Annotated in this window: 12 protein-coding genes, 1 pseudogene and 1 riboswitch; of the genes and pseudogenes, 9 read left to right on the top strand and 4 right to left on the bottom strand. The window is 42.9% G+C overall.

Translation table 11 applies throughout. From position 1 onward, the window contains the following. Nucleotides 1–687: 687 nt before the first annotated feature. Both ACFSFW_RS16170 and ACFSFW_RS16165 read right to left on the bottom strand, forming a co-directional pair. Nucleotides 688–1218, bottom strand: a complete 531-nt coding sequence (locus tag ACFSFW_RS16170) for a hypothetical protein (protein ID WP_304220068.1) — start codon at nucleotides 1216–1218, stop codon at nucleotides 688–690. Nucleotides 1219–1445: 227 nt separating this feature from the next. Then, nucleotides 1446–1925: a sigma-70 family RNA polymerase sigma factor gene (locus ACFSFW_RS16165; RefSeq protein ID WP_388039788.1), complete on the bottom strand. Its 480-nt coding sequence runs from the start codon at nucleotides 1923–1925 to the stop codon at nucleotides 1446–1448. A gap of 589 nt (nucleotides 1926–2514) precedes the next feature. Between ACFSFW_RS16165 and ACFSFW_RS16160 the strand changes: the two genes are divergently transcribed. Then, nucleotides 2515–3702, top strand: coding sequence for an acetyl-CoA C-acetyltransferase (locus ACFSFW_RS16160; protein WP_388039786.1), 1188 nt, complete (start codon nucleotides 2515–2517; stop codon nucleotides 3700–3702). A 100-nt stretch (nucleotides 3703–3802) separates the two neighbouring features. On the opposite strand, the gene ACFSFW_RS16155 is transcribed toward ACFSFW_RS16160, so the two are convergent. Next, nucleotides 3803–5359 (bottom strand): ATP-binding protein, encoded by a 1557-nt coding sequence (locus tag ACFSFW_RS16155; protein ID WP_388039784.1) that lies wholly within the window; start codon nucleotides 5357–5359, stop codon nucleotides 3803–3805. A 432-nt stretch (nucleotides 5360–5791) separates the two neighbouring features. Here ACFSFW_RS16155 and ACFSFW_RS16150 point away from each other — a divergent pair, with 432 nt between their 5' ends. The 8 genes and pseudogenes from ACFSFW_RS16150 to ACFSFW_RS16115 all read left to right on the top strand — a co-directional run bounded on the left by ACFSFW_RS16150 (nucleotide 5792) and on the right by ACFSFW_RS16115 (nucleotide 17907). After that, nucleotides 5792–7405 carry a DUF2334 domain-containing protein gene (locus ACFSFW_RS16150; RefSeq protein ID WP_388039782.1) on the top strand — a complete coding sequence of 538 codons (1614 nt, stop codon included), beginning with the start codon at nucleotides 5792–5794 and terminating at the stop codon, nucleotides 7403–7405. Continuing rightward, nucleotides 7402–9120, top strand: coding sequence for a DUF2334 domain-containing protein (locus tag ACFSFW_RS16145; RefSeq protein ID WP_388039780.1), 1719 nt, complete (start codon nucleotides 7402–7404; stop codon nucleotides 9118–9120). Before ACFSFW_RS16150 ends, ACFSFW_RS16145 begins: the two co-directional genes overlap by 4 nt. Beyond that, nucleotides 9113–10354, top strand: a pseudogene (locus ACFSFW_RS16140) (glycosyltransferase family 2 protein); the annotation flags it as partial. The gene ACFSFW_RS16145 and the pseudogene ACFSFW_RS16140, both read left to right, overlap by 8 nt. A gap of 154 nt (nucleotides 10355–10508) precedes the next feature. Further along, nucleotides 10509–11570 (top strand): hypothetical protein, encoded by a 1062-nt coding sequence (locus ACFSFW_RS16135; protein ID WP_388039778.1) that lies wholly within the window; start codon nucleotides 10509–10511, stop codon nucleotides 11568–11570. A gap of 92 nt (nucleotides 11571–11662) precedes the next feature. Then, the gene (gene folE / locus ACFSFW_RS16130; RefSeq protein WP_388039776.1) at nucleotides 11663–12292 is read left to right on the top strand and encodes a GTP cyclohydrolase I FolE; all 630 of its coding nucleotides are present in this window, start codon (nucleotides 11663–11665) and stop codon (nucleotides 12290–12292) included. A 62-nt stretch (nucleotides 12293–12354) separates the two neighbouring features. Beyond that, entirely contained in the window at nucleotides 12355–13131 is a 777-nt protein-coding gene (locus ACFSFW_RS16125; protein ID WP_388039774.1) for an SDR family oxidoreductase, read from the top strand. Between the two features lie 52 nt (nucleotides 13132–13183). Beyond that, nucleotides 13184–14335 (top strand): non-hydrolyzing UDP-N-acetylglucosamine 2-epimerase, encoded by a 1152-nt coding sequence (gene wecB, locus ACFSFW_RS16120; protein WP_388039773.1) that lies wholly within the window; start codon nucleotides 13184–13186, stop codon nucleotides 14333–14335. A 422-nt stretch (nucleotides 14336–14757) separates the two neighbouring features. Then, entirely contained in the window at nucleotides 14758–17907 is a 3150-nt protein-coding gene (locus ACFSFW_RS16115; RefSeq protein ID WP_388039771.1) for an FIMAH domain-containing protein, read from the top strand. 327 nt (nucleotides 17908–18234) lie between these two features. On the opposite strand, the gene ACFSFW_RS16110 is transcribed toward ACFSFW_RS16115, so the two are convergent. Beyond that, nucleotides 18235–19176 carry a LysR family transcriptional regulator gene (locus tag ACFSFW_RS16110; protein WP_388039769.1) on the bottom strand — a complete coding sequence of 314 codons (942 nt, stop codon included), beginning with the start codon at nucleotides 19174–19176 and terminating at the stop codon, nucleotides 18235–18237. Nucleotides 19177–19331: 155 nt separating this feature from the next. Then, a riboswitch (SAM riboswitch) is annotated at nucleotides 19332–19442 on the top strand. Nucleotides 19443–19680 lie beyond the last annotated feature (238 nt).

Here is a 19680-nt window from a genome sequence, read left to right as displayed (position 1 = left end):
TCCTGGTTGAAGGGAGGTGGTAAAAATGACGACATATGAGGCAATGTCCGTGGCAATGCAAGCTAATCTAGTTTTGCTAGGAGTCATCACAATTGTGGTAATGTTGTTCGTTGCAAACAAAAAGAAGTAACCGCCCCACCTCCACCAAGGTAATTGGGTGATTACTTCATTTCGTTAAACTTCAATGTTGGTTAGCCGCTCACTTTGCGGCATGTAATTGTGTTGATCAGGTGTTAGCGCACCTGATCTTTTTTATTATAGCTTTATTATAATCATAATAACCGCTTAATTCAACTTGTTGAGGTAGCATTAGTAGCGAAAAAAATGAATATTGTTGCAAACAAAAAAAGTAACCGCCCCACCTAGTCCAAAGGTTTTTGGGTGATTACTTCATTTTTGTGATTCTCAAGACATTGGTTAGCCGCTAACTTTGCGGCATGTAATTGTATTGATGCACCTGAACTTCTTTATTATAGCCGATTCTACAGCGTAATTAACAACGGGGGAGTTCCTAAAATGGTTATAACGCAATTCGTCGAGCTTAAAACGCAATTCCGCCGAATAGAGCGCAATTCCTCGGACTTAGTGCGCAATTCCGCCGAATAAAACGCAATTCCTCGGACATAGTGCGCAATTCCATTAACTCATGGCAAAATCCCGCCCAACTCAGCTCACAACCCCACGCCCTCACTCATAACTTCCCTGTACCTCGAGCGCTTTTTTCAACATTTTCTTCTTCTTTTCCTCATACTCATCCCGGAATGGGGTGGCCTCATCCTTCGAAAAGCCGCCTGCCTCTAGTTCGGCTTCAAGCTCCGAATAGATCTTCTCGAACGCCACATCAGTATCCTTTTCTAGTGTCTTGAACTCGTTATAATAGCTGCTCATGACCTGCAATGCGGCGATTCCATCAGCGGATTCCTCAATAAAGTCTGCCTTGGCCTGAGCCAGCAATTCCTTTGCCTTCTTCTTTGTTTCCTTCTCCAGACTCTCGAATTCAACCGTATATTTGTCTTTTATTACCACCAAAGGGTCAGAAGTCGCCGCTGTTTCAACCGCTGGTTCCGGTTCAGAAGCAGGGACCTTTTTCATATTCAAATGAAGCTCGCGTTGCGGCAATTTTGTCGCTTGGACTTGGACCGTTTCCTTTTCTTGAATCACAACCCAAAACACGCCAAGCTCCACAATGATTGCGAGAATCAGCAACCTCTTAATCATGTTCTCACCTCACCATACATTGTTGCCTATTGCCACAATCCTAATCATTCATTATCCTCGAAAAATGAGCCCGAAACTCAAACAAGCGCTTGTTTAAATTCAATTAAGCGTTTGTTTGAACTAGCAATCTCGTAAACTAACTAATATAAAATTCAAACAAACATTTGTATGAACAAAAAATTGTAATTCAATCAAATGTTTGTTTGGGAAAAACACCCCTAAAATTACTATTCTACAATAATAATCTCGCGCAACTTTTTAACCGCTTGTTTTCCCCAAGACTTCACCGATTCCACTGTAACCCCGTGCTCAATTGCAATTTCTTTATAACTTTTATCCTCAATAATCCGCCCTTGAACCCACTTCACCTGATTTTTCGTTAATTTTTCCCCATACATATCGATCAAATCCACTTGATAAGCCTCCGAACGATCTGCAAAGTTCATGAAAATCTGCTCCCCTGAAGGCTGGCAGTGCTCCTGGTAGCGAGCTTCCTTTTTTAAATGATCCAGGAGTTTCCCACGAATGGTTGAAAAGGCAAATGTCGAAAATTCAACACCTTTCCCAGGGTTAAAGCGGGTCGATGCCTCCCAAAGTCCAATCAAACCAATCTGAAAAAATGTTTCCCTGTCTCCGTACAAGCGCAAGCTTTTGATCACCTGAAAAATTAATGGTTTATACTGTTCTGCCAGTTCCTCAAATTCCATGTAAAATGGTCCTTTTAAAGAACGCGTTCCTCATATATTCCGCCGGTAACACCAATTTACTAGGTTACAAGGTGGGGAGTCCAAATGGTAAACTTCACGTAAGAGGGGGCGGGGAGGGTGCCGTATGTAACGTATGGTAAAGCGAAACTTCACGTTTGAATAAATCGAAATGAAAAAAACTTGAAAAAATTGCAAAAAATGTTGAAAAATGTGACCAAGTTCACAGATGTTTTGTCGAATAATCGATTATTATAAAAACAGAAATACTACTTAAGACCTACAAGCGCTTTGCTGAAACGCAGCGACCCTACTTCCATAAACACCACTTATCATAATCCTAGCGTTTCATTTTCAATACATAGCTCTCATATTTTCATATTTCTTCCCCGGATTTGAGCAGCCAGAATTCGACAAAAATATAGCAACCCTGAATCGACAGAAGTGCAACCACGATTCGACATAAGACAACTGAATGAGTCTAAGATTAGGTGTGCAGCAATGTATGCCTCTTTCCAAAGAAATATTAGTCAGAATATTCATTACATATAAGTGGTATCATGGTAAACTAGTGATAAAAGGAGGTATTGTCATGGAACCAATTTTTATTATTGATGGAGCCCGTACGGCGTTCACTAGTTTTGGAGGATCGTTTGCGGGGACGGGAGCAACCGAGTTAGGTCGCGCAACAGCAGTTGAGGCTATGAAGAGGTCTAAGGTCGACCCGGCGCAAATTGATCATGTGATTTACGGAAACGTTATTCATACGGAAAAAAATGCATCCTACCTGGCACGGCATATCGCTCTACATAGTGGCGTTCCTCAGGAAGTTCCTGCGTTTATGGTCAACCGCCTTTGTGGGTCTGGTCTGCAATCGGTGGTTTCCGCCGCTCATCATATTTTAGTAGGTGACGCCAACATCGTGCTGGCAGGGGGAACAGAGAACATGTCCCAATCCCCGTACGCGAATTTTAAGCAGCGATTTGGCGGGTCAAAAATGGGCAATCTACAGTTTGAAGACATGCTGCTAACAACCCTGACCGATCAATACACAGGGAAAGGTATGGGCATGACAGCTGAAAAACTAGCAGAACAGTATTCCATTTCTCGTGAAGAACAAGACAAATTTGCGATTGAATCGAACCTGAGGGCATCCAGGGCGGCCGAGAACGGAACTTTTGCAGAAGAAATTGTTGCTGTCGAGGTGAAGACGAGGAAAGGTAGTATTTTTATAGATAAAGATGAACACATCAAGCCAAACGCGAACTTGGAGTCGATAAGCAAACTGCGTCCTTCGTTTATATCAGACGGAACAGTTACCGCGGCGAATGCATCGGGCATAAACGATGGTGCCGCATCGGTGGTTGTTGCAGGTGAAAAAGCTGTGCACGAAAATGGACTCAAACCTCTTGCGAAAGTGGTTTCGTGGGGAGTAGCGGGGGTCGATCCAACCATCATGGGAATCGGACCAGTACCAGCAATTAAAAAAGCACTAGAGCGTGCGGAACTCAGTTTAGCTGATATGGATTTGGTTGAGGTGAACGAAGCCTTTGCCGCCCAATACCTCTCAGTCGAAAAAGAACTTGGACTAGATAGAGAGAAGACAAACGTCAACGGTGGTGCTGTCGCATTAGGCCACCCAGTCGGTGCAAGTGGCGCACGAATCCTCCTGTCAGCAGCATACGAACTAAGACGCCGTGGCCAAAGATACGCAGCAGTTAGCCTCTGCATCGGCGGCGGCCAAGGAATCGCCATGGTCATTGAAAATACTAATTTCTAAAATAATCAAGGCCTTCAGATAAATTCTGAAGGCCTTTTTAAGTTGGAGGAGGGTCGGTGGGTCAGAGGGACAGGTCCCTCGTCCCAGTGCCAAAATAATTCTACTCCGCAGCAACCCTGGTAAACAAGTAATCATTCAATGCCAACTGCAGCGTTCCTTTCGAATCCGCGATATCCGCAATACTGACGTCCAATGCAATCATCTTTTTCACAATTTCGGCACGGATCCCGGTGAGGACCGTTTGGCAACCCATCATTTTAACGCCCTCAATCAACTTCATAAACCGAAAAATGACCTCATCCTCCATGAATGCAACCCCGGATAGATTCATAATCAGCGTGCGAATATGTTCATTTTCAATGCTAGCCAAAATTTTATCCTCAATTGTCAAGATACGAATCTTATCAATTCCTCCAATTAGCGGAATGATATGCGTTTCCTGATTAATAGGAATAATCGGCACAGACAGATTTTCAACGAGCTGTCTCTGCGATTCAAGTAGCTCGTCCTTAAACCTTGAGTAGCTGATGAAAAAGTGTGTAAAGAAATAGTCCAATAGAACATTTATCCTTTTTTCAAGTGCAAAGAAGTGATCACGGTTGGTTTCAATATCTGATAATAAATCATAATTGTACAGAAAGTCCCAAAGTGTGCGGCGAATGGCTTGGACCCACTCAAGCTTAAACGCAACTGTCAGTGAATTTTTTGCCCAAGCGACTCCTTCTTGTTTTGCGAATGTAATCAATTCATGCTCACGCTCTTCGACGATATAGAGTACGAGTTTGTGCGCGTTCTCGAGAAGATTGATGTTTCCGATTCTATGAATATCCTTGATTTTATCCTTCACATTAATGGCTTCTTCAAGTAGTTTTTCTTCAAAAGATATTTTGTTTGCAAGGAAAAACTCTTTAATTGAATCTTTGTAAACAACGTCCAATTTTCGTACACCCCGATTTATCGTATTGTGATGCCTTGGTAGTTTAATTGTAAAAGTTGTTCCTACATTTTCTTCGCTTTTAACCGAAATATCACCGCCATGCTGATAGACCACGGAGAACACCTGAGCAAGCCCCATCCCGGTTCCGGCGTCCTTTGTAGAAAAAAATGGTGTCCCGAGCAGATTCATTTTTTCCTTCGGGATACCTACACCCGAATCTTGTATAATCACAATAACTTCCTTTTCGTCAGCACGGTGTGTAATCGAAATGTTTCCCGACCCCTCAATGGATTCAATTGCATTTTTTATCAGGTTAAAAAAGGCTTTCTTAAACTGATTTTTCTTGCCGACAATCGTTGCATCTGTACTTTGGAAGTCCGTCACAATCTCAATTTCATATAATTTATCTAAAAATAGGTTTAAAATAGATTCCAACTCTGTAGCAAGATGGATCGATTGCGCGTCCTCGTCCTCCAAATCAGGCTTGGACACCTGAAGCAAATTGTTCAAGGTAACAAGCGCATTTTCAAGTTCACTCTGCGCAATATCAAGATAAGCATGCTCCTCCTCTTTCTGAAGAAGTTGCAAAAATCCCTTTACGGCAGTCAATGGGTTTCGCACCTCATGGGCAATCCCCGCCGCAATTTGGCCAACCGAAGCCAACTGGCTTAAATGAGAATCCCTCCTTTGCTCCTCATTTTTTACTTCATTTGAAACCATAAAAAGAAAGCCCCCCAAAACTAAAAATCTTTAATTTTATTAAACTTTTGACATAATTCATAAAAAATTTTACTCATAAAACATTCCGTATCGCAATGAAAAAGAATGGAAAACTGTACCATTTCAAACAAAATACTACAAAAGTAGTACAAGAAGTAAGGTGGTTTAATCGAAGTCTGTCGAAATTAGGGGGGCAGTTGTAGCGGGACCTGTCCCTGTAACCCACAAATTCTTTTTTGAGAACTTGTTCATTTGTGATACTAAATTGGAATAGGGGTTCATAAGTTTACTTATATGAGTATTTCTTCATTCAGCGAAAGGACCATTTTCTTCTGGGTGGGAGGAATGGAGGGGAGGACAGCGTAGTGGCTTGTCCAATGCCCTTCCAACCTGAATACTCATGATAGGACGCATTATATGTGAGGGAACGGTATGAATCAGCGAACCTACATTAATTGGAAAATCATCATGAGCATTGCCCTAATGATTGGGCTCATTTATGCACCAACAGCGAAAGCGGCCGCGAAAGATCCGAAAGTGTTGGTCATCTTTTCATCGCAAACTAACCAAGTCGATGAGCATCAGCGCCTTCTGGACATGTTGATAAGCCACTTTACAGAAGACATCTCGTTCAAAAGTAGCAACGAGGTTGGAGCAGGGGATATGAAGGGTGTGACCCACCTTTTTTACTATGGACAAACACAGGAACAACTGCCACCCAAGGTTATTGAAATCATGGCCGCATTCGACGGAACCGTCATGTCAATTGGTCTCAATATCGAACAGCAACATGCGATTTTTCCGTTTATAAAAGCAAGCCAAACCGAGCTGTACACCGAGGAACTCTATCTTCCAGAAGAAAACAAAACAATTAAGGTCGACCCTACGAACATCATCCAAATAGAAACAACCGCAGCCACTTTAATCGAAGCAAAGCAAGCCACCCAATCCTACCCACTCCTAGTCAAAAAGGAAAATAAATATTATTACGCGACAAATAATTTGTTTCCGCCTATCTCTAATTTTTTAGCTGAGGCCTTGCACGAGGTCTTCAACACGGAACACCAAGCGCCCACTCAGGCCTATCTCAGACTGGAGGACGTCAATCCGGCTTCAGATTCGAAGCAGTTGATGGAGATTGCGAGAATCCTAGAGAGACGTGACATTCCGTATATGGTGTCGGTCATCCCTGTCTATCTCGACCCACAAACGGACGAGGAGTACCACATTAAGGATACGCCTGATGTTCGTGCGGCCCTCAAATACATGCAGGACAATGGTGGCAGCATCATTCTTCATGGGTACACGGACCAATACGAAAATGCGAAAACCGGTGATGGTTTCGAGTTTTGGGATGCAACACAAAACTCGCCAATTACTCAAAATGAACAAAAGTACATCAAAAATCGGGTTCAACAGGGGCTCCAGGATCTTGTCGAGTATAAGCTTTACCCACTCGCATTCGAGGCACCACATTATGCGATGAGCCAAACCGGCTACAAATTACTGTCAGAGCATTTTTCAACAATCATCGGCCAACTTCAACTGACAGACAAGGACTGGCGCATCATGACCGAGTCGCCGTATATCACGAAACCGACCTATCTTCATGGAATGCAGCTTTTGCCCGAGACGATTCGCTATGTGCGCTATGAGGACCCACAGTCGATTCAGGAAATGAAGTCGCGCATTCATGATTTTACAACTGTTCGAGATGGCGTCATTGGCGGCTTCTATCATCCGTTCTTGGGTACGCGGGGACTGATTGAAATCCTAGATGAATTTGAAAAAATACCGGGCGTCCAGTGGATTGACCTGAAAAAGTTGAAGAACACAGTGAAAGCAGAGGGAATTTGGATCGAATCGGATAACGGCAAAATGGATTGGGACATCGACCGTGATTCATTCGTCGACAAGACGGTGATTCCTCTATCCCTAGCCGAATTATTCCATTTGTTTCGCGATAATACACTTTGGGTAATTATGGGAGCCGCATTCACACTTTTCATTGCGGTTGTCTCCCTAAAAAGAGGTGAATCGACATGAGGATCATTCCACTTTTACTCGCTATACTACTTCTTGGAGCCTGGGACAAGGGACCTGTCCCTTTGACCCATGGGGACACGGGGACAGGTCCCTCGTCTCACCGGGTGTTGGTGGTGTTTTCGTCTCAGACGGGAGAGATAACGGATCAGCAGCGGGTGCTGGATCTTCTTGTCGGGCATTTTACGGATGACATTACGTTTAAAAGTACTAAGGAGGTTGACCCCAGGGATCTAGCTGGTGTCACACACCTCTTTTATCACGGGCAAATCAAGGAAACACTAACGGAAAATTTTAAAAAGGCACTAACGAATTTTAACGGAACTCTCGTTGCTATAGGACACAACTCAGAGCAGCTCGCGGAACGATTTTCTTTTATGAAGGTTGAAAGAGAAGTGTCGGTTTCGAAAATATCAAACGAAACGGACTCCATCAATATTTTTCCGCAGAGCATCCTGCAGGTGACAGCTGAGGGCGCTAAAACAATAGTGAAAGCAAGTCATGGTGCGGAAAACGAGTACCCGTTGTTTCTCGGAAAAAATCAAACCTATTACTACGCGTCTCCGATTATTGAATACACAAAGGCGATTTTCCTTGGAGATGCGCTTCATACGGTCTTTGAGGATGAGCATAACCACATTCGCCCAGGTTATATCCGGCTAGAAGACATTCACCCAATGGCGGACCCAAAAAAGGTCATGGAAATCGCAGAGATTTTAAAAGAAAAACAGATTCCTTATATGGTTGCGGTCATTCCGGTTTATACCAATCCGCATACAGAAAAAGAGTACCATTTTTCAGACTCGCCTAATCTTTTAAAGGCACTAAAATATATGCAAAACAACGGTGGCAGCATTGTGCTCCATGGTTACACCCATCAATTCAAAGCAAGTGAGACTGGAGAGGGCTTTGAGTTTTGGGATGTCAACAACAATATGCCAATTTACCATAAGGCAAATGAAGATGTCGCAAAAAAAACGCGCCGTGATTTCGCGACTGATGCTGAATATGAGGCATTCCGAAAAAGTCAGCTCGAATTCGAGACGGAATATATAGAAGAAAAAATTCAGCGCGGGATTGAAGAACTTGTGAATTACGGGCTGTTCCCACTTGCGTTTGAGGCGCCGCATTACACGATGTCGCAGAATGGGTACAACGTTTTGTCGGAACATTTTTCAACTTACGTCGGTCAGGTCCAGCTCAGTGACGAGAACTGGGAGGTAATGGGGACCGCGCCGGCTGAAACGACGCCAAGTATGTTCCGTGGTATGACCTTGTTGCCGGAAACAATTGGTTTTGTTGACCCTAAGGATCCGAACTCGATTGAATCGATGATCAAGGAAGCGCACCGCTACTCGATTATGCGTGACGGCTTTGTTGCTGGATTCTACCATCCATTTCTTAAGGTGGAGGTCTTTCAAAAGCTTTTAGCAGAGTTGGAAAAAATCCCGAATGTCGAGTGGATTGACCTGAAGGAGCGGGTCAACACCGTTCGCTCCGAGAATGTCACGATTGAGTCTGGAGAGGGCCGCGTCAATGTGGACATCAGTTATACGGGTCTTTTCGCATCATCCCCGAGCTATCTGCTTTATCGAATCAAGGACCTTGCGCAGCATTTGACATGGGTGATGGTCGGAGCTGGTGCGCTTGCTGTTGTCCTTTTTACCCTATATGGACTATTTTTACGATGGAAATGGAGGAGGGAGTATTATGGCTGACACATTTATGTATATTTCCCTCTTTTTGATTTGGTCGATGCTGTTTTACCACATGTTTTTGATGCAGGGTGGTTACCTCCATTCGGTCAGGCATCGGAAAAAAGCACGCGAATGGGAGAAAAATCGCACCCCGTTTCCAAGGGTAAGCATCCTCATTCCGGCGCACAACGAAGAGGTTGTGATTCGCGATACACTCGAGTCGATGTGCTCTTTGCGCTATCCGCTTGACCGGCTTGAAGTGATTGTGATTAACGATAATTCAAGTGACCGAACTGGCGAAATCGTCGATGAGTTTACAAGGAACTATCCTTATATAAAAGCCATCCACACGAAGCCACCGTTTGGTGGAAAAGGAAAGTCGGCCGCACTTAACATCGGCTTTGCACAAGTTACTGGCGACATTATTTGTGTCTATGATGCCGACAATACCCCGGAGCCAGATGCGGTTTACTGGCACGCAATTGCGTTAATGAATGATCCTCAGGCTGGTGCGAGTGTTGGAAAATTTCGTGTCATCAATGCGGGTAAAAACCTGTTAACACGGTTAATCAACATCGAGACACTCACATTTCAGTGGCTCGCCCAAGCGGGAAGATGGTATTGGTTTAAAATGACGACCATCCCTGGAACGAATTTTGCGATCAGAAGGTCGATTCTCGAGGAGCTTGGCGGTTGGGATGAAAAGGCGTTGTCAGAGGATACCGAACTCAGTTTTCGTGTTTACGATCTCGGCTACTACATCCGCTTTTTCCCAGAGGCAGTTACGTGGGAACAAGAGCCCGAGACATTAAAGGTGTGGTGGCGACAACGCACACGCTGGGCGCGCGGCAATCTTTACGTCATCGCGAAATACATGCTCCGCTTTTTTAAGCTGAAAAATAAAAAAGTCGGTGTCGACCTGTTTTACTTTTTCTTTACGTATCTATTATTCTTTGGCGGCGTAATGGTGTCACACGTCATTTTTGTTACGAATCTATTTATCGATTTGAACCTATCGATTGGGTATGTATCATACGCCCTGCTGATACTTGGATTTTTGCTGTTCGTATCCGAGGGCATCCTCACCCTCAGCATGGAAAAAGACCAACTCAATACGAAAACATTTTTCACCGTCATCCTCATGTACTTTACCTACTCCCAGCTCTGGATCCTCCTCGTCGCCTACGCAACCTTCTTGGAACTAAAGCGAGTCCTCCTCCGCCAAGAAGTCAAATGGTACAAAACAAAGAGATTCGCAGGGGCGGGCGCGGTTGGTTCATCGGGGGTTTCGTCTGGGGCTATCGTCGGCTCGTCTCGGGGTGCCGGTGGCTCGGGGGACACAGGGACAGGTCCCTCGTCCCAAAAAACTGTGAAGGAAGAGGTTAAAGGTGAAAGTTCAGGCTAAAGGGGTGAGAACAGTCGCTGCGTTACTCGTCATAGTTATCGTTGTTTGCGTCACTTTATTATTTTGGAATAATAAATCCCTGTCGCCTACCCAGGCCTTTATTGAAAAATGGCTGATGAATTCGAACGGAACGATTGCGACCTATGTTCTTCCAGACGAAGAGTTCGACACAGACCTCGCAAAAGGAAGAGAGGCGCTGTCAGAGTCGCTCGGCCTTTGGATGCAATACGCAATTGTGGCGGACGACCAAAAGCTGTTTGAAAAAGCGTATCAAACATTGGTTGCTTATTTTATGGAGGAAGATGGATTTATATATTGGAAACTGAATGAATTGGGGACGAGTGAGGTCTATACAAATGCACTGGTAGATGACTTAAGAATCATGGAAGCCTTGTTACAAGCCCAGAAAAAATGGGGCGGGGACTATGGAGCGACCGCTGTGAATATCGGTGAGTTTTGGAAAAACCAGTCCCAGTCAGGCTTTTTAACTGATTATTACGATTCACAGTATGGATATAGCGGGAAAACGTTAAGTTTGTCCTATATTGACCCGGTTGCGATTGAGTCAATGTGGGAGCGGGGGCTGCTTGATGAGGAAACGGCTCAACGGACGATTGGAATTTTAAGAGAGGCACCTATAAAGGCAGGATTTTATCCGAAATCGTACGGGGCCCGAGGCTATCGTTTCGCCGAGGAGGTTCATATGGTCGATCAGGCGCTGGCTGCCTATCACCAGGCAAAGGTCGGGATTGTGTCGGAGGACTTTTTAGAGTTTGTAAGAAAGGAAATGTCTGAGGGTGTGGTTTACGGCCGGTATAAATTAGGGAATGGTCAGCCGACTGTCGAGTATGAATCTCCATCGGTTTACGGATTTTTGCTCATGTACAGTATGGAAATAGGAGAAAAAGAGTTAGCGGAGCAGATTTACCGTCGAATGATTGCGTTCAGAAATGATGATAAAGATAGTCCGTTTTACGGCGGATATTCGGTCGATAAGAGCGGAAACACGCATGTGTTTGACAACCTCGTGCCAATGTTAGCGGAGCAGGTGTATTTGGGGAGGTAACCCAAATAGTCCTTTCGTAGGAAGGAAATCCCGTCCGAAAGGAGAAGTACATCTTTAATCACTGCCTACATTGACGAAAAGAGGTTCGACACATGTCTTTAATAGATGCTGAAAGAAACATAATTGAAAAATTTCCTCGTATATTTGAAGGGAAGCCAGAAAAAATCAAACAAGCTCAACACGTTACGGATGCGCTAAAGGAGTTAATCGAACTTTGTGGGGACGACCCGACACGTGACGGGCTCATCGAAACGCCGCAGCGGGTACTCAAAGCATTTCTCGAATACACCGAAGGCTATCAAGAAGATCCTAAAGACCATCTGAAAAAGGTATTTGATGTTGCACACCGCGAGCTTGTGCTTGTAAAAAATATTGAGTTCCACTCCATGTGTGAGCATCATTTTGCACCGTTTTTTGGGGTCTCACATGTCGGCTACATACCGGATAAAAAAGTGACCGGACTTTCCAAGATTGGGAGAATGGTAGAAGGCTATGCAAAAAGGTTCCAGGTTCAAGAAACGCTAACAAACCAAATTGCGGAAGCCATTGAAGAAATCCTTCAGCCACAAGGTACGATGGTGGTTATCGAAGCGAAGCACATGTGTATGTGTGGGCGTGGAATCAAAAAAACAAACTCCGAAACCACAACAACAGCCGTAAGAGGCATATTCGAGGAGCGCTCCGACTTACGCCTCGAATTCCTAACACTATTAAATCGATAAGGATGGGTCACGGGGACAGATCCCTCTGTCCCATCTCTATCCCAGAAAGGCAGGTGAGATTGGTGAGACATGCAATTGTTACAGCGGGAACGAAGGGTTTAGGCAGAAAGGTAACAGAGGAATTTTTGAAAATGGGTTGCTCTGTGACGGTGAATTACAGGAGTGACGTGGCACGTGTTGAAGAGCTTAAAAAAGAGTGGAAGCACTATTTGGAATGCATTCAATTCGTACAAGGTGACGTCACGAAAAAGGAGGACATCACCAACATTTTTACCCAAGCAATGGACCGCTTTGGCCGTATCGATTACCTGATTAACAACGCTGGCCCGTATATTTTTGAACGGAAGAAGATAGTAGATTACGAGGATTACGAGTGGAATGAGATGATTGACGGTAACCTGAGTTCGGTGTTTCATTTTCTTAAACTGACGATTCCTGTGATGCGAATCCAGCAATTCGGCAGAATCATCACCTATGGCTTTCAAGATGCAGAAAACTCACCTGGCTGGATGTATCGAGCTGCCTTCAGTGCTGCGAAGGTTGGACTTGTTTCGCTCACCAAATCGATTGCTCTTGAGGAGGCCGAGTACGGAATTACTGCAAACATGGTGTGCCCGGGAGACATCACTGGCGATATGAAAGAAGCGACCATCACCACTGCTCGTACACGAAAAGATCCTCAAACCCCAATCGGCCGCCCAGGCACCGGCGAAGATATCGCCAGAATCATAGCCTTTCTCTGCGAGGAAAACTCAGACTTTATCACCGGTAGTGTCATCTCAGCATCGGGCGGAGTAAATGTCGTAAATAAAAATGGGTCACGGGGACAGGTCCCGTGACCCAGCTGGGACGAGGGACCTGTGAACTGTGCCCCTAGAAAGGAGAAATTATATGAACCAAAAGATAAAGGTGATGCTGGTTTTTGGCACTCGGCCTGAGGCGATTAAGATGGCGCCTGTTGTGAAGGAACTCGAGAAGCATCCACATGACATCATCCCGATTGTGACTGTGACGGCGCAGCACCGAAATATGCTTGACCAGGTTTTAGAAGCTTTCCAAGTCCGACCCCATTATGATCTGGATATCATGGAGGAGCGGCAAACGCTCACCAGTATTACAACCAGCGCCCTCACTGGGATTGATGAGATTTTAAAAAAAGAAATGCCAGATCTCGTCTTAGTTCACGGTGATACGACGACGACTTTTGCAGCGAGCCTAGCCGCCTTTTACCATCAAATCAAAGTCGGACATGTGGAAGCGGGGCTCAGAACTCACAACAAGTACTCCCCGTTCCCGGAAGAAATGAACCGAAAAATGACAACAAGCATCGCTGATTTTCATTTTGCACCTACTAAAAAATCAGCTCAAAACCTGTTCGACGAGAACATTCCTGAGCACCAAATTTTTATCACCGGCAACACCGGAATTGATGCACTCAAATTAACGGTCAATCCAACCTACCAGCACCCAATCCTGAACAAAGTCGGAACAGACAAACTTTTACTACTCACAGCCCACAGACGTGAAAATCTAGGCGAGCCACTAAAAAACATTTTCAAAGCGATAAAACGAATCACGCAAGTCCACGATGATGTCCAAGTCGTCTACCCAGTCCATCTCAACCCAGCCGTAAAAGATTCCGCAACAACTATACTCGGAAACAATGAACGAATCCATCTAATCGATCCACTACCCGTACTCGATTTCCACAACTTTGCAGCCAGAGCACATCTGATTTTGACCGACTCAGGCGGAATTCAGGAGGAAGCGCCATCGCTCGGCGTACCAGTACTCGTCCTCCGAGATACAACCGAACGCCCCGAAGGCATTGAAGCTGGGACGTTAAAACTCGCAGGAACCGACGAACAATCAATCTTCACACTCGCACATGAACTTCTAACAAATCCGATCGAATATGAAAAAATGGCTCAGGCCTCGAACCCGTATGGTGATGGACATGCAGCAAAGCGAATTGTCCAAGTGGTACTGAACCATTTGAGGAAAAGTGAACTTACGCTTGGGTCACGGGGACAGGTCCCTTGACCCAGCTGGCGACCCAGGTCCCAACAAAACAGCCTATCTTTTGAGCAGGAGTTGCTCATGAAAGATAGGCTGTTTTTGTGTACATAAACATTATCCATAGACAAGTATTCATTCGACATACTAATAATTGGTTGTAAAATAGGATAATATACCCACTCTCGTGTTCTAGGACCTATGTAGGAGCCTTGACAACTATCACCTTGACCCCCCCTCCTCTCTCCTCCCTTAAAGACACCATAAAGACAATTTATCGACTTATTATGGACTGTCCCTGTTAGAAGGTGAACTATATAATTAGTTCAAGACTCGGAATTTTCACCAGGGAGAATACCAACAATTCTATTATTAGGGAGGTATGAGCCGTAATCACAAATTGTATACGCTACCATTTTTAATTCTTTTAAAACGAAGGGAGATCTACTATGGGGAAAAAACGTTATCGAAAGTTACTCTCAAGCTTCTTAATTATCGTGTTAATCACTAGTTTCTTTCAATTCAGTGTAAGTGCTGAAGAAAATCAAGACGAGACAGTGGTTGCAAAATTGAATGGTCGTGGTTTTAAAGAAGTGCAGAATTTGGGTACTCCTGCTACAGGTGCAGTTGTGACAGATGCGGTATTTGGAAAAGAGAATGGGAAGGATGTTGTTTACACAACAGCAAATGGAGGATTATTTAATGTTATTGATGTTAAAAACAATACGGTTCTCTTTAATGCCCAATTAGGAAAAGTAAGCCAGGTTTGGACACATATCATCGCTCCAGATGGAACGGTATATATTGCTGGATTAGCGGAAAAGAACGCGGGAGAACTTTGGAGCTATTCACCAGAAACAAAGTCAGTAAAGAACCTAGGAATTCCAGATGCAAGCCATCAATTCTGGAGCAGCACAACCGATGACGATGGAAATGTCTATATCGGAACATACAAAGAAAAGGAAGGTAAAATCTTCAAATACGACGTCGCTCAGCAAAAATTTATTGACCTAGGAAAAGTAGATGCTGAGGGCGACGCTAGTTATGTGCGATCGTTGACGTACCACAACGGTTATCTCTACGCAGGCCTGGGGGTTACCGGAAGTGTGTACCGCATCAACACGGAGACTCTAGAAAAAGAAAATATCACGAAAAATGTAGCGGATATCTTTGGAAAAACGCTCGAAGAAATGCAGTTTGCCTATGATATGGAGGTTGCTGGAAACTACTTATTTGTACGTTTTAGTGGTGTGAGTGCGATTTTGCTATATGATTTAACAACACAAGAGTGGGTTGATAGAGTAATAGGTGGTATAAAAGGCGATGGTTCTGAGGACGACTTTGGAGCTTTTGGATATTCACAATTAGCTGTGAATGATGGCAAAACATACGTAATTAACGAACGTCATATTTTAGAAGTGGATGTAAACACACTAGAAACAAGGGAAACGGGTATACGTTATCCTGCAGGATGGCGAGGAAGTGCATTCGTTGATTTTGGCGAAAATAATTCAGATTTACGTCTGATTACGGTAAAAAGAACCGGAGAAATTATGACAGTGGATTTGGACGCCCAAAAAATAATCGATTTACCTTTATCGATGAATGGGAATTTGCCGTTAGCTTTACATAGTCTTGGACTGGGACCTGATGGGAACCTGTACATGACGACCTACCCAGGAGGACCAAAAGGGGCAAGGTATAACACGAAAACAGGAGAAGTTACGACGTATTCACAGGGCCAAGCAGAAGGCATGATTGCCGGGAATGGCTCAGATATGTACTTCGGGATTTACTCCGGAGCATCGATTCAGAAGATGAATACTGATACGCTAGAAGTCAAAACGCTCTTCAATTTATATGATGAGTATGAACAAGACCGTCCATATATCATGAAATTCGAAAATGAAAAATTGTTAATTGGTACAATTCCATACTATCAAAAACTAGGTGGAACATTTACAATCTATGACCCTATTACAGGTGATAGAGAGACACACAGAAATGTAGTCCAAGATCAAAGTATTGTGGGGCTTGCTTATAAAGATGGAAAGATTTACGGATCTACTACAATTCGCGGTGGATTAGACATCGAACCAACTGCCAAAAAGGCAAAAATGTTTGTGTGGGATGTAGCAGGTAAGAAGAAAATTACGGAGTTTGAATTAGATTTCCCAGAATTAGATGCGCCACCAATGATCAGTGGGTTAACGTTTGATGAAGATGGATTGTTATGGGGAGCCGTTGACGGAATCTTATTTGCAATGAACCCGGATACGTACGAAATTGTAAAATCGAAAAACCTATATCCGAATATCAAAAATAGAGGAATGTGGAGACCGGTTCATATTTTATTTGGCGAAGATGGTCTATTGTATACGGATATTGGAGGAAAACTAGCCGTTGTAGATCCGAAATCAGACGAACTCAAGCATGTTAGCTTAATTGAAGCTGGACCTGAAGTTTCGTTTATTGAACTTGCCTATGATAACGAAGGTAACCAAAATATTTATTTTATCGACGGTGACAGTCATTATTTAAAAATGATTCCTGTCGTTGATGGCGGTAAACTACCTGTTAAACCTATTTACGAGACTGTTCCTGTTTCATTTGAAAATGCAGGGTTTGAAGGAACAGTAGGAGAAAACAATTCGATTCCGGGTTGGTCGTCTTTATTTAGTCTTTCAAGTAATGTATCGTACGGGATAACTGATGAAAAGGCCAAAACGGGAACCAATTCCTTAAAAATTACGGATAGCTCTCAAAATGAAACGGTGTTTGTCGTATCAGATCCGATTCCGGTTAAAGCTGGTGTTGAATATACCGGTACAGTTGAAATGTATTTAGAGGATGGCAGTGCAAGCTTCTTTATCCGTTATTTTAATGCAGCTGGTAAGCAAGTTGGGAGTGATGTGGATGGTGTTAACATCATTCATGTCAGAGGTGGTCATAAACAATGGCAAACTGTACGAGCAACGGTCACAGCACCTGAAAATGCTGTTTCTGCTAGATTATTTGGAGGGGCTTCAAACTTCTTTACAACGTCAGGCGCCTATTATGATGACTTCAAACTAACTTATGAAAAAGAAGTTCTGTTAAAAGAAGTTGTTCTTTCAGCAGGGGAAACAACGATACTCCAAGGTGAGGAAAGGGAAACTGACCTTTCTGTCCTCCATATAAACGGAGATGTAGTTAACCTAGATGAAGTTGATGTAGAGTGGGTAAGTAGTTCACCTCAGGTTGCTACGGTAGAGAACGGCAAAATCACCGGTGAAAATGCAGGAACTACTGAGATACAGGCAATTGTGACTTATCAAGGTGAAGAATACACATCAAACGCAATTACCGTGACAGTTAACGTCACCACATCTACATTAGCCAAGCAAATTGCGGAGCTTGCAGAATCAAACCAAATCGATCATTCACTAATGAAACAACTAACAAACCGATTAGACCAAGCACAGCACCATTATGACAAAGGCGATGCGCAACAAGCAAAGAAACACCTAGAAGACTTCACAAAACATCTAAATAACAGCAATGCTAGTAACGAAATTAAAGAAATGCTCACTAACAATGTAAACGCAATTTGGGAATAAGGTAAGACAGTGTCATAGCTACAAACCCCCATTTGGTTTCCGCCAAATGGGGGTTTGTTATGCTCAAAGATGACTTCAATATAGTAAAAACAAGTTTTAAAAATATCTGTACTAATTATGAATTATTAATTCAAACAAACGTTTGAATAGCAGCTTAATCAAGTAAGGGTCTGAAACTTGAATTTCAAACAAACATTTGATTAGTAGGATATTAAGTCCCTTGAAATAGTCTGTTTCAGCCATAATTTTCATAAAAATTCTATTTTAAAATATTAATGCTTCAATATGTGCATTCTTGTTTAAATGATTGGCTGCCAACCAACAACTCTACTTCTTTGAATAATCTTGCAAGTTATAGACTCGTTTGAAGCTTTCAGTTTGATTGCGTAGTTCATCTATAAACTTTTGGGCGATTAAGGAGATTGGGAGGCTCTTTTTCGTTACAATGCCGTGATATGAATAGGAATCGACTTCCTCTTCGATATAAATTGGTAGGATTTGATTACTTAATACATATGGATCGGATTGTACAGATACGTCACCGTAAAAACCGACTGCAAAGCTCTCGGAGATCACTTTTTTCATCGATTCTGAATTTCCGGAAGTGAATACAATATTGGGTTTGCCAAATTTCTCAAGCTTTTCACCCATAAAATAATTGGTCGCATAACCTTCATCAAAGAGAACAATAGGATATTGGACAATCTCTTTTAACGAGACAGTTCTCTTTTTTGCCAATGGAGAGTATTGTCCAACATATGCAATCATCTTGCTCGTTAATAATGGTTTAAAAGATAACCTTGGATCGATTTCTGAATCATGTCTCAATGATGTTAACCCTAAATCAATTTTCTCCTCTAGAACAAGCTGGTTTGTAAAGATGGAACCACCTTCGAATAACTTAATATGAACCTCAGGATATTGAATTTTAAAAAGGTTAAGTGCTTTAGGTAATATATTTAAACTAAAACTAGGTATTGCACTAATGGACAAGGAGCCAGATAGTTGGGAACTTTGAACACTTATCATTTCTTCTAATTCATTCACTTTACTTAATATGACTCTAGCTTGCTGGATGATAATTTTTCCTGCTTCAGTGGGCTGGGTTCCTAGTCGGGAACGAGTGAAAATTTTTAATTTCAAATCCTTTTCTAAACTCGCAATGGATTGACTAATGGTCGGTTGGGTAATTTGAAGACTTTCTGCTGCATGAGAGATTGATCCCGTATCAGCTATTTCGACAATATACTTTAGTTGTTCAAGTTTCATAGGAGCCTCCTCATTTAATCCGAAAGTATATTATTAGCACAATAGTATTTTAATATAATAATTGACGAATAATTTTAAATCTTCTAAAACGTCATTGACAATAATAACATTATCATGTAACTTTATAAACTATATATATAAATTTAATATTTAATCTCTTATCTAGAGTAGCGGAGGGACTGGCCCGATGAAGCTCGGCAACCACTCATGTTTCGACATGAAAAGGTGCTAATTCCAGCAAAACATTATGTTTTGAAAGATAAGAGGGGACGGACGTTTCATATGCTCATATGCCTCTCTTTCTTTTGAAAGAGGGGTTTTTCGTTTTTTTAGATCATTTTTTAGAAAAAACAGGATTCTTAAGCAATGCAGGTATATATAGTAATTACCTATGGAAGTATAAAAAATTTTGAGTATACGGAATATTCAATCATATGATTTAATCAAACTAAACCCGTTCCCTGTTAAATAGGAATAAACTGGGAATTAATTGGAAGGAGAGAG

Origin of the sequence: Ferdinandcohnia salidurans (assembly GCF_042680725.1) — a bacterium.
GTDB classification, from domain to species: domain Bacteria; phylum Bacillota; class Bacilli; order Bacillales; family Bacillaceae_L; genus Ferdinandcohnia; species Ferdinandcohnia salidurans.
This window is presented reverse-complemented; position numbering and strand designations above follow the sequence as displayed.

Excerpts from the sequence above, each read along its gene's own strand:
- ACFSFW_RS16170 (WP_304220068.1), bottom strand. The coding sequence starts at position 1,218 with ATGATTAAGAGGTTGCTGATTCTCGCAATCATTGTGGAGCTTGGCGTG.
- ACFSFW_RS16165 (WP_388039788.1), bottom strand. The coding sequence starts at position 1,925 with ATGGAATTTGAGGAACTGGCAGAACAGTATAAACCATTAATTTTTCAG.
- ACFSFW_RS16160 (WP_388039786.1), top strand. The coding sequence starts at position 2,515 with ATGGAACCAATTTTTATTATTGATGGAGCCCGTACGGCGTTCACTAGT.
- ACFSFW_RS16155 (WP_388039784.1), bottom strand. The coding sequence starts at position 5,359 with ATGGTTTCAAATGAAGTAAAAAATGAGGAGCAAAGGAGGGATTCTCAT.
- ACFSFW_RS16150 (WP_388039782.1), top strand. The coding sequence starts at position 5,792 with ATGAATCAGCGAACCTACATTAATTGGAAAATCATCATGAGCATTGCC.
- ACFSFW_RS16145 (WP_388039780.1), top strand. The coding sequence starts at position 7,402 with ATGAGGATCATTCCACTTTTACTCGCTATACTACTTCTTGGAGCCTGG.
- folE (WP_388039776.1), top strand. The coding sequence starts at position 11,663 with ATGTCTTTAATAGATGCTGAAAGAAACATAATTGAAAAATTTCCTCGT.
- wecB (WP_388039773.1), top strand. The coding sequence starts at position 13,184 with ATGAACCAAAAGATAAAGGTGATGCTGGTTTTTGGCACTCGGCCTGAG.
- ACFSFW_RS16115 (WP_388039771.1), top strand. The coding sequence starts at position 14,758 with ATGGGGAAAAAACGTTATCGAAAGTTACTCTCAAGCTTCTTAATTATC.
- ACFSFW_RS16110 (WP_388039769.1), bottom strand. The coding sequence starts at position 19,176 with ATGAAACTTGAACAACTAAAGTATATTGTCGAAATAGCTGATACGGGA.